Annotated in this window: 11 protein-coding genes; 6 read left to right on the top strand and 5 right to left on the bottom strand. The window is 71.3% G+C overall.

Annotated features, from left to right (window positions below; genetic code table 11):
- The 3 genes from E7Z54_RS11965 to E7Z54_RS11955 form a co-directional block, all read left to right on the top strand.
- Window positions 1–451, top strand: a 451-nt coding sequence (locus E7Z54_RS11965) for a PucR family transcriptional regulator (RefSeq protein ID WP_168798290.1), incomplete at its 5' end; no start/stop codon positions are given.
- Window positions 448–1,323 (top strand): SGNH/GDSL hydrolase family protein, encoded by an 876-nt coding sequence (locus tag E7Z54_RS11960; protein ID WP_136433965.1) that lies wholly within the window; start codon window positions 448–450, stop codon window positions 1,321–1,323. The genes E7Z54_RS11965 and E7Z54_RS11960, both read left to right, overlap by 4 nt.
- A gap of 48 nt (window positions 1,324–1,371) precedes the next feature.
- Complete coding sequence (locus tag E7Z54_RS11955; protein WP_136433963.1) at window positions 1,372–1,638, top strand: hypothetical protein; 267 nt, start codon at window positions 1,372–1,374, stop codon at window positions 1,636–1,638.
- A gap of 32 nt (window positions 1,639–1,670) precedes the next feature.
- Here the strand turns inward: E7Z54_RS11955 and E7Z54_RS11950 are convergent, their stop codons facing one another.
- The 4 genes from E7Z54_RS11950 to E7Z54_RS11935 all read right to left on the bottom strand — a co-directional run bounded on the left by E7Z54_RS11950 (window position 1,671) and on the right by E7Z54_RS11935 (window position 6,622).
- Window positions 1,671–2,594 carry an oxidoreductase gene (locus E7Z54_RS11950; protein WP_136433961.1) on the bottom strand — a complete coding sequence of 308 codons (924 nt, stop codon included), beginning with the start codon at window positions 2,592–2,594 and terminating at the stop codon, window positions 1,671–1,673.
- Window positions 2,595–2,643: 49 nt separating this feature from the next.
- The gene (locus E7Z54_RS11945) at window positions 2,644–3,459 is read right to left on the bottom strand and encodes a maleylpyruvate isomerase family mycothiol-dependent enzyme (protein WP_136433959.1); all 816 of its coding nucleotides are present in this window, start codon (window positions 3,457–3,459) and stop codon (window positions 2,644–2,646) included.
- Window positions 3,460–3,569: 110 nt separating this feature from the next.
- Complete coding sequence (locus tag E7Z54_RS11940; RefSeq protein WP_136433957.1) at window positions 3,570–4,631, bottom strand: family 43 glycosylhydrolase; 1,062 nt, start codon at window positions 4,629–4,631, stop codon at window positions 3,570–3,572.
- A 125-nt stretch (window positions 4,632–4,756) separates the two neighbouring features.
- Entirely contained in the window at window positions 4,757–6,622 is a 1,866-nt protein-coding gene (locus E7Z54_RS11935; RefSeq protein WP_136433956.1) for an acyl-CoA dehydrogenase, read from the bottom strand.
- Window positions 6,623–6,810: 188 nt separating this feature from the next.
- Here E7Z54_RS11935 and E7Z54_RS11930 point away from each other — a divergent pair, with 188 nt between their 5' ends.
- Entirely contained in the window at window positions 6,811–7,269 is a 459-nt protein-coding gene (locus E7Z54_RS11930; protein ID WP_136433954.1) for an RrF2 family transcriptional regulator, read from the top strand.
- A 32-nt stretch (window positions 7,270–7,301) separates the two neighbouring features.
- On the opposite strand, the gene E7Z54_RS11925 is transcribed toward E7Z54_RS11930, so the two are convergent.
- Window positions 7,302–7,970 carry a hypothetical protein gene (locus E7Z54_RS11925; protein WP_136433952.1) on the bottom strand — a complete coding sequence of 223 codons (669 nt, stop codon included), beginning with the start codon at window positions 7,968–7,970 and terminating at the stop codon, window positions 7,302–7,304.
- Window positions 7,971–8,109: 139 nt separating this feature from the next.
- Here E7Z54_RS11925 and E7Z54_RS11920 point away from each other — a divergent pair, with 139 nt between their 5' ends.
- A complete protein-coding gene (locus E7Z54_RS11920; protein ID WP_136433950.1) occupies window positions 8,110–8,562 on the top strand; it encodes a nuclear transport factor 2 family protein in 453 nt (150 codons plus the stop codon).
- A gap of 81 nt (window positions 8,563–8,643) precedes the next feature.
- Window positions 8,644–9,135: a SigE family RNA polymerase sigma factor gene (locus E7Z54_RS11915; RefSeq protein WP_136433948.1), complete on the top strand. Its 492-nt coding sequence runs from the start codon at window positions 8,644–8,646 to the stop codon at window positions 9,133–9,135.
- Window positions 9,136–9,268: the final 133 nt, after the last annotated feature.

Below are 9,268 nucleotides of genomic sequence, written 5' to 3'. Positions count from 1 at the left end.
CCACGGCCGCCGCCGCGCCACCCTGCTGCGGGCCGTGCGGGACCGCGGCTGCCTGGTCGGGCCGGCGCGTCCGTGGCTGGAGGTGAGGGCGTCGTACGAGCGGGCGCTTCGCGCGCGCTCCCTGGACCTGACCGGGGACACCGAGGCGCACCTCCCCCGACTGGTCCTCACCGCCGACCCCTCGGCCCTGGAGGACCTCAGATCCTCGGTCCTCGCCCCGCTCGGCGACCTGAAACCCTCGTCCGCCGCCAAGCTGCGGGAGACGCTGCGGGCCTGGCTGCTGCACCAGGGCCGGCGCGACGAGGTGGCTGCCGCGCTGTTCGTGCATCCCCAGACCGTCCGCTACCGCATGAACCAGCTGCGCGAGCTGTTCGGCGAGCGTTTGGAGGATCCCGATACCGTCCTCGCTCTGACCATCGCGCTCGGCGTCGAGGAGGAGAGCCCGGAGTGAATCGCGTGACCGCGCCGGTGCTCCTGCTCCTGGCCGTCCTCCTCGTCGCGTGCAGCGGGGAGGTCGACGCCAGCGGCAACCAGGCCGAACCGGTCCGCGCGTCCGAGCGGTACGTCGCGCTCGGCGACTCCTACACCTCCGGACCTCGCCTCGGCGCGCGCTCCGGCCCCGAGGGCTGCGAGCAGACGACCGGCAACTACCCTCACCTGCTCGCCGAGCGTCTCGGCCTGGAGCTCGTCGACGTGAGCTGCGGCGGCGCGATGACGGACCACCTCACCGAGCACCAGCAGCTCGCCGGGACCGCCGAGGTGCCGCCGCAGCTGGACGCGCTCGACGCGGACACCGCACTCGTCACCCTGAGCGTCGGCGCCAACGACGGCAACGTGTTCGGCGACCTGGTCATCGACTGCGTCCGGTCGGGCATGGCCGATCCCGGCGGCACGCCGTGCACGAAGAAGGCGCAGTTGGACAACGGTCGGCTCGCCCAGGAGATCGCGGGCATCGCAGACAGCATCGAGGAGGCCGTGGGCGACATCCTCGAGCGGGCTCCGCGGGCTCGGGTGATCGTCGTCGGCTACCCCCAGATCGTCCCGGCGTCCGGGCACTGCGACCAGCTCCCGCTGGCCGCCGGCGACTATCCCTTCGCCCACCAGGTGGTGCAGGACATCGTGCAGGCGCAGCAGGACGGCGCTCGGACGGCCGACGCCGAGTACGTCGACGTCTGGTCCGCCACCGAGGGCCACGACATCTGTGCCGACGACCCGTGGATCGCCGGGATCAGGCCGCAGAAGCCGGCCGCGATCTTCCACCCCTACGCCGAGCACCAGGATGTCGTGGCGGACCTGCTGATGGCGAAGATCTCCGGCTCCTGAGGCGCCCGGTCCGCCGGAGCGCATCGAGTGCCTCCTAGGCTCGCGTCCGTGGCGAGGGTGCAGGCGATGCGGGGCTGGTGGCTGCCGGGCATCTGGAGCCTGTTCGCCGTCCTCACCCTGGCCCGGGGGCGCCTGGTCCTCGGTGCCCTGCTCCTCTGCATCGCCTTCATCCTGGTCGAGGACAAGGTCGGGGAACGGTGGGAGGAGCGGCACCCCCGGTTGGTGCGCGTCGCCGACTGGACCACGAGGGTCCTCGCCGGCGCCGCGATCGCCTACCTGCTCTGGCTGCTGGGCGCGAACCTGTACGACGCCTGATGCCGGCCGCGCCGTGGGGCCCCGACGGAGCCTCAGGGATAGCGGAGGTCCACCGTCTCCTCGGAGATCTCCCACAGTCGCCGCGCGGCGGTCGCGTCCCGCGCCTGCTTCGTGCGCCCGACGACCCGGGGTGTCCCGGCCATCTGGTGCAGGCCGCTGGGACCGACGAACGTGTTGCCGGGCAGGTCCTCGGTGGCCGCCATCAGGGTCGGCCAGGCGCCGGCGGCGGCCGACTGCGAGACGGCGCGGACGGTCGCGTCCAGGATGGTGGCGACGCCGCCGGACGCCCGGCCGTACTGACCGTTCGCCGCCAGATGCGTGCCGGCGAAGCCGGGGTGCGCGGCGAGTGCCTTCACCGGCAGGTCGGCCTCACGCAGCCGGCGGTCGAGCTCGGCGGTGAACAGCAGGTTGGCGAGCTTGGTCTGGCCGTAGACGAGCCAGCGGCTGTAGCGGCCGTTCTGATCGCGAGGATCGCCGAGCGGCGGCTTGAACGCCCAACGGTGGAACAGCGAGGCCACCGTGACCACCCGGCCGTCGGCACTCTGCACCAGCTGCGGCAGGAGCAGCCCGGTGAACAGGAACGGCCCGAAGTGGTTGGTGGCCAGCTGGAGCTCGAGACCGTCGGCGGTGCGGGAGTACGGCGTGCCCATCACGCCGGCGTTGTTGACGAGCACGTCGATCGCGCCGAGCCGCGCGGCCGAGGCCGCCGCCTGTCGCACGGAGCCCAGGCTCGCCAGGTCGAGGTGCAGCGTCTCGAGCTCGGCCTTCGGCACCTCCTCGCGGATCGCCGCGACCGTCTCCTCGACCTTCTTCTGGTTGCGACCCGCCAGCACGACGCGTGCGCCCTTCCGGCTGAGCTCGAGCGCGGTGTGGTGCCCCAGCCCACCCAGGGTCGGGCCGGTCACGACGATCGTGCGGCCGGTCTGGTCGGGCAGGTCGGCGACGTTCCAGTTCATGGTGCCTTCCGTTGGTTGAGGTGCGAGCGCCAGCGAGCCTCGACATCCCTCAGGGGGTGGTGGCAAGCATGTCGAGGATCCTGCGGCCGAGCTGCTCGTCGCCCTCGATGGCGATCGCGGCAGGGTCGGCCGCACGGCGGCCGCCGGCCAGGACGATGAAGCTCGCGCGGTCCATGGCGATCCGGACGGTGGGCGCGTCGGGCTCGACCGTGAGCCGGCGGGCACGGCCGTCGTCGCCCACCTCGACCGCGACGGGCGTGCTGCCCTGGACGGACAGCACCGCCGTCGTTCCGGCCGGCGGGGCGACCCGCTTGCCGACGACGTAGCCGAATGCATCGGTCAGGTAGTCCGCGGTGTGCTGGGCGCCCGCACTGTCCATGTTGCCGGGGCGGTCGGTCGCGCGGCGGATGTCCTGCTCGTGCATCCAGACGTCGAGCGGGCGGTTGCGCAGCAGCGTCCGCCAGTCCCACGGGACGCCGCCGAAGACTCTCGTCGGCTTCGCGCTCCCATCGGTCGGCATGTCGGCCTGGAGCGCGTCGTACCGCTTCCTCGCGGCGCGTCGGATCTCCTCGACGATCTCGGCAGGATCCCGGTCGCGCCGGTTCACCACGCCGATCTCGGTGTAGAGGCCCATCACGTCGATGACGTGCGACGGCTCTCCGACGTCGGCGGTCTCCTCGGGCTCCCCTGCCAGGACCGACTCCAGGTGCGCCGTGTGGGACGCCGCCGCCTTCACGTCCCAGCCCGGCAGATCGGTCGGCCTCGCCCACTCGTCCGGTTCGAGCTCCTCCAGCAACCTCACGAGGTCGGCGATCGAGCGCCACCAGGTGTCGACGTAGCCGGCCAGGAGCTCGCGGTCGCTCATGTCGCCGATGCTAGCGAGCGGGCGCCTCCTACAGCGCCGAGACCTCGATGTGGTCGTCGTCGAGGTCGACGTGCTCCGGAGAATCGTCGGCCGCGGAGCCCGGCAACCAGTCAGCCGAGATAGCGCACCACGGTGGGGATCTTGCCCGGGAACCGCAGCCTTGCCGCGTAGAGCGCGCGGATCGCTCGGGCCCTGCCCTCCCACGCCCAGAAGCCGCCGCCGGGCGGTGTCGTCGTACCCGTGCGGACCCAGCCGTGGAAGTAGATCGTCGTGGTGGTGCCCTCGACCAGGATGTCGCCGCCGGCCGGGCCGCAGAGCCCGCCGGTGCGGGCGCGGCTGAGCAACAGTCCCCCGGCGGCGTCTCCCCAGGCGGTCAGGGAGGTCGAGCGGCGCCAGGTCTGGCGATAGCTGCACCGCGCGAAGTCGCCCTGCGAGGTGAAGAGGTAGTAGTCCCCGGCCCGCCGCAGCAGCACCGGGTTCTCGATCACGCCGGTGGAGCGGACGAGCTCGGTGCTGGGCTGCGCGGGGTTCGTCCCGCGTCGTAGGTTCCGGCCGCTCGCGCTCAGCGGGAGCAGGCGGATGGACGAGGGCACGCCATCGGTCTTGTAGAGCAGGTAGGGCCTGCCGCGCTCGATGTAGACGGAGGGGTCGATCGCGCCCCTGCGCGGAAGGCCGGGCACGAGCACAGGATCCGCTGCGCGCGGAACCTTGGCCCGGGCCGGGCAGACCAGCGGACGGGTGCCGACGGGACGGAACGAGTCCAGTGCCCGCCGGGCGACCGCGGTGCCGATGCAGCGACCGTGCGGACCGAGCCCGCGCACCGGCACCGAGTAGTACATGACCCAGCGATCACCGATCCGGGCGAGGTCGGCGGCCCAGATCTCCCCCGTCGTGCGAGCCCACGTCGGCCGGCGGGCGAGGACCGGCCCGGTCCACCGCCAGCCCTTGCCGGGGTCCTTGTAGGCGCGGGAGACCTCCGGGCCGGTGGCGACGACGATCCGGCGGTCACCGACCTTCACGATGCTCGGGTCGCCGACGGACGCCGACCACACCAGGGGGCGCGGCCGCGCCGCGCCGCTTCCCGCCGTGCCGACGGTGCCAGAGGTCGGCAGCGCCAGGAGCCCTGCGAGCACGAAAACAGGCAGGGCACGGCAGATCGCTGCGCGGCTCACGCGGAGAGGCTAGGCGGGACGAGGCCGAGCCGCTCCCGGAACGCCCGAAGGCGGTGCGTACGACGACGGCCGCCCCGGAGTCCGGGGCGGCCGTCGTGCGCGGTTGATCGGGGGCTATGCCTGGATCAGAACGCGGCCTCGTCGAGGTCCATGATCGCGAGGTCGGCGCCCTCGGCGATCCGGCGCTCGGCGGTGATCCGCGGCAGGTTGAGCTGCGAGAACCACTGCGCGGCAGCGACCTTGCCCTCGTAGAACGCCTGGTCGGACCCGGCGTCGCCACCGAGCTTCTCCAGCGCGACCTCCGCGCCCCGCAGCAGCAGCCAGGCGCAGACCACGTCACCCAGCGCCATCAGCACGCGCGTGGTGTTCAGACCGACCTTGTAGATGTTGCGGATGTCGTCCTGCGCGGACATCAGGTCGTTGATCATCAGCCCGACGATCGCCTCGGCGTCCGCCAGGGCCGTCGCGAGCAGCTCGCGCTCGTTCTTGAGGCGGCCGTTGCCCGCCTGCGACTCGACGAAGGCCTTGATCTCGGCCGCGAGGTGGCCCAGCGCCTTGCCCTGGTCCTTGACGATCTTGCGGAAGAAGAAGTCCTGGCCCTGGATGGCGGTGGTGCCCTCGTAGAGGGTGTCGATCTTCGCGTCGCGGACGTACTGCTCGATCGGGTACTCCTGCAGGAAGCCGGAGCCGCCCAGGGTCTGCAGCGACTCGGTGCCGAGCAGGACCCAGGAACGCTCCGAGCCGTAGCCCTTGACGATCGGGAGCAGCAGGTCGTTGACCGCCTCGGCGAGCTCGTCACGCTCACCGGCCGCCCTGGCCAGCTGGACCTTGTCCTGCCAGCTCGCGGTGTAGACGACCAGCGAGCGCATCGCCTCGGCGAACGACTTCTGCGTCATCAGCGAGCGGCGCACGTCCGGGTGGTGGGTGATCGTGACCCGCGGCGCGGTCTTGTCCGCCGACTGGGTGAGGTCGGCGCCCTGGACGCGCTCCTTGGCGTACTCCAGCGCGTTGAGGTAGCCCGTCGAGAGAGTCGCGATGGCCTTCGTGCCGACCATCATCCGGGCGTTCTCGATGACGTCGAACATCTGGCGGATGCCGTCGTGCACCTCGCCGAGCAGCCAGCCCTTGGCGGGCTCGCCGCCGCCGACCTGCGGGTCTCCGAAGGTGAGCTCGCAGGTGTTGGACACCTTGATGCCCATCTTGTGCTCGACGTTGGTGACGTAGACGCCGTTGCGCTCGCCGGTCAGCTCACCGGTCTCGTGGTCGAAGTGGTACTTCGGGACGAGGAAGAGCGAGAGGCCCTTCGTGCCCGGGCCACCGACGCCCTCGACGCCCTTCGGCCGGGCGAGGACCAGGTGCATGATGTTCTCCTGCAGGTCCGACTCGGCGCTGGTGATGAAGCGCTTGACGCCGGTGATGTTCCAGGAGCCGTCCTCGTTGGGCGTGGCGAACGTCTTGCCCGCACCCACGTCGGAGCCCGCGTCGGGCTCGGTCAGCACCATGGTGGCGCCCCACAGACGCTCGACCATGATCTCGGCGATACGCACGTCGCGCGCGACGCCGTTGGCGTTCTTGAAGACCACCGATCCCATCGACGGGCCGGTGCAGTACATCCAGATCGGCGCCTGGGCGCCGAGGACCATCTCACCGACGCTCCACACCAGTGAGGCCGGCGCGGTGGTCCCGCCGATCTCCTCGGGGAGGCCGAGGGCCCAGAAGCCGGACTCCATCCAGGTGTCGTAGGACTTCTTGAAGGAAGCCGGGATCGGCGCGGTGTTCGTCTTGGGGTCGAACACCGGCGGGTTGCGGTCGGCGTCGACGTACGACGCCGCGAGGTCCTCGCGGGCGACGCGCTCGACCTCGGAAAGGATCTCGCGAGCGGTGTCGACGTCCATCTCCTCGTAGAGACCGGACCCGAGGTACTCCTGCACGTTGAAGAGCTCGAAGAGGTTGAACTCGATGTCGCGCAGGTTGCTCTTGTAGTGGCTCACTGTTCCACCGTTTCTTTAGACGTGATGAGGGCTACTCGTCAGTAACATAATGATACGGGGGGCTGCTAGCCGCTGCAAGCACGGGGGGAGCGGTATCCCTCACACCCGGCGCTCGCCTGGGTTGCGGAGGGTGGGCCGGGCTCGCCTAGGTCGAGTGAGTCGATCGAGCAATCTGACACACTGGACCCATGCGCGTCTCCGCCAAGTCCGACTACGCCCTCCGGGCGCTGATCGCGATGGCGGCCCGTGACGACGCCAAGGCCGTGAGCGCCGAGGAGCTCGGCCGCCAGCAGGAGATCCCGCACGGGTTCCTCCAGGCGATCCTCGCCGACCTGCGCCGGGCGGGCATCGTGTTGTCGCAGCGCGGCCAGGCCGGCGGTTGGCGGATGGCGCGCGACGCCGCCGAGGTCTCCGTCGCGGACGTGATCCGCGCGGTCGACGGTCCCCTCGTCTCGGTCTACGGCCTGCGGCCCGAGGCGGTCAGCTACAACGAGTCCGCCGAGGTGCTCCAGCACGTGTGGATCGCCGCGCGTCGCGCCCTGCGGGAGGTCTTCGAGGACGTCTCGATCCAGCAGCTCGCCGAGGGCAGGCTGCCCGACGCGGTGACCTCGCGCACGGCCGACGAAGACGCCTGGCGCGCGCACTAGCCGCACCCCGAGGCCGCGCGGCCGAACCGGGATCAGGCGACCTCTTCGAGCCTGCGCCGGAGCTTGCGTCGCTTCCGGTCCAGCTCCTCCAGGCGCACCTCCAGCGAAGCATTGCGACGGGCGAGCCGCTCCAGCTCCCTCAGCGCCTCCGGGAGGGACCGGCACACCGGCACGGCGAGCGGGACCGCGTCGAGGGCCAGGGACGTCGTACCGAAGCCGGCGAGCCGGCCGAACGCCTTCCAGACGTCCTTCGGCTCCAGGCCGGCGGTCTCGATGACGTGCAGCCGCTCCGGCTTGCGCACGGCCGCGGCCCAGCGCTGGATCGTCGCGGACTGGTCGTCCAGCCCTGTCGTCACCACGACGTGCACCTGGTAGCCGACGAGCGCGTCGGCGAGCAGCGCGACCTGCTCCGCGGTGGCTGCCGCCAGCAGCGGCTGGCTGAACGCGACGTCGACGCGGGAGCGCTCCGCCCGGCGCACCATCCGCACCCACTGTCCCTCGACGTCGCCCCGCCGCAGACCCCACTCCCGGTGGGAGCGGGTGATCTCGACGGCCGCGCGGAAGCTCTCCGCGGTCGACTGCGCGACGGACGCGATCCCGAGCTCGACGAGAGCGTCGCGATGATGCGCGAGCGCGGGCTCGATGACGTCGCCGGCCCCCGGCATCCCGACGTGGAGCCAGGCCTTGCGCTTCTTCGCCATGCCGCCACTGTGGCCCCGCCGGATGAGTGACTCGTGAACCGCGCGTGACCGGCCCGCGAAACCGGGGGAACCGGTCGGCGGGGCGTCGTCGGTCGGTCCGGCACTAGAACACGTTCTAGATCCGACCTACGATGCGTCCATGATCACCTCCGACGCCATCGTCTGGAACGCGCACAACGACCCGCACCCGGCGCGGGCCGCCTCCCAGCGTTCGTACTCCGCCGTCGCCAAGGGCGACCTCGCCGAGTGGCTCACGGTCTACGCCGAGGACTGCGTGCTCGAGGACCCCGTCGGCCGCTCGATGTTCGACCCCGAGGGCAAGGGCCACCGCGGCCACGACGGGATCTCCGCCTTCTGGGAGAAGGCGATCGCCTCGATCGACAGGTTCGAGTTCACCATCAACGACTCGTTCGCCAATCCCGACAGCAACACCTGCGCCAACATCGGGCGGATCAGGACGTCGTTCCCCGACGGCTCCTACACCGTCACCGACCTGATCATGGTCTACGTCGTCGACGACGACGGCCGAGTCACGTCGATGAAGGCGTTCTGGGAGCCCGAGCGGACGATGGCGAGCTTCACCAGCGCGTGATCCCATGACCTCCTGATCCCGGCTGTGACAACGGCGGCCCGCCCGGCGTCGTACTGGTTGTCATCACGACCCAGGAGAGACATGACCGACCAGGCGCCGCTCGACTTCGAGGAGTTCGCGCGCGCCCGGATCCCCCACCTCTACCGCTCCGCGTGGCTGCTCTGCGGTCACCGGTCCGAGGCGGAGGACCTGGTGCAGGAGACCCTCGCGAAGGTCTACGTGCGGATGCACCGCAGGCTCGGGCCGAGGCTGGAGAACCCGGCGGCGTACGCGCAGACCGCGCTCACCCGCACGTTCATCAGCGCGCGGCGCAAGCGCAGCAGCACCGAGACGCCGTACGACGACCTGCCGGCCGGCGTCACCGTCGACCACGCCGACCTGGCGGACCTGCGCGTCTCGCTGCAGGAGGCGCTCGCGGGACTGTCGCCGGTCGATCGCGCCGTGCTCGTCATGCGGTACCTCGAGGACCTCTCGGTCGAGGAGGTCGCGCGACACCTCGACCTCTCCCCTGGCGCCGTCCGCAACCGGAGCATGCGCGCACTGGCGCGGATGCGGGAGAGGAGCTCGCTGTGAACGATTCCGACTTCACCACCCTCATCGATCGCGGCTCGAGCGGTCTGAACCCCGACGTGGACCGCCTCCTCGCGGGAGCCGCCTGCCGCGGCCGCGCGTCGCTGCGCCGCCGTCGACGTACGGCGCTCGCGGC

The sequence above is a fragment of the Nocardioides sp. genome (genome assembly GCF_004803405.1).
Lineage (GTDB): Bacteria > Actinomycetota > Actinomycetes > Propionibacteriales > Nocardioidaceae > Nocardioides > Nocardioides vastitatis.
The sequence above is the reverse complement of the archived record's forward strand: the minus strand, read 5'-3'. Positions and strand labels throughout refer to the sequence as shown.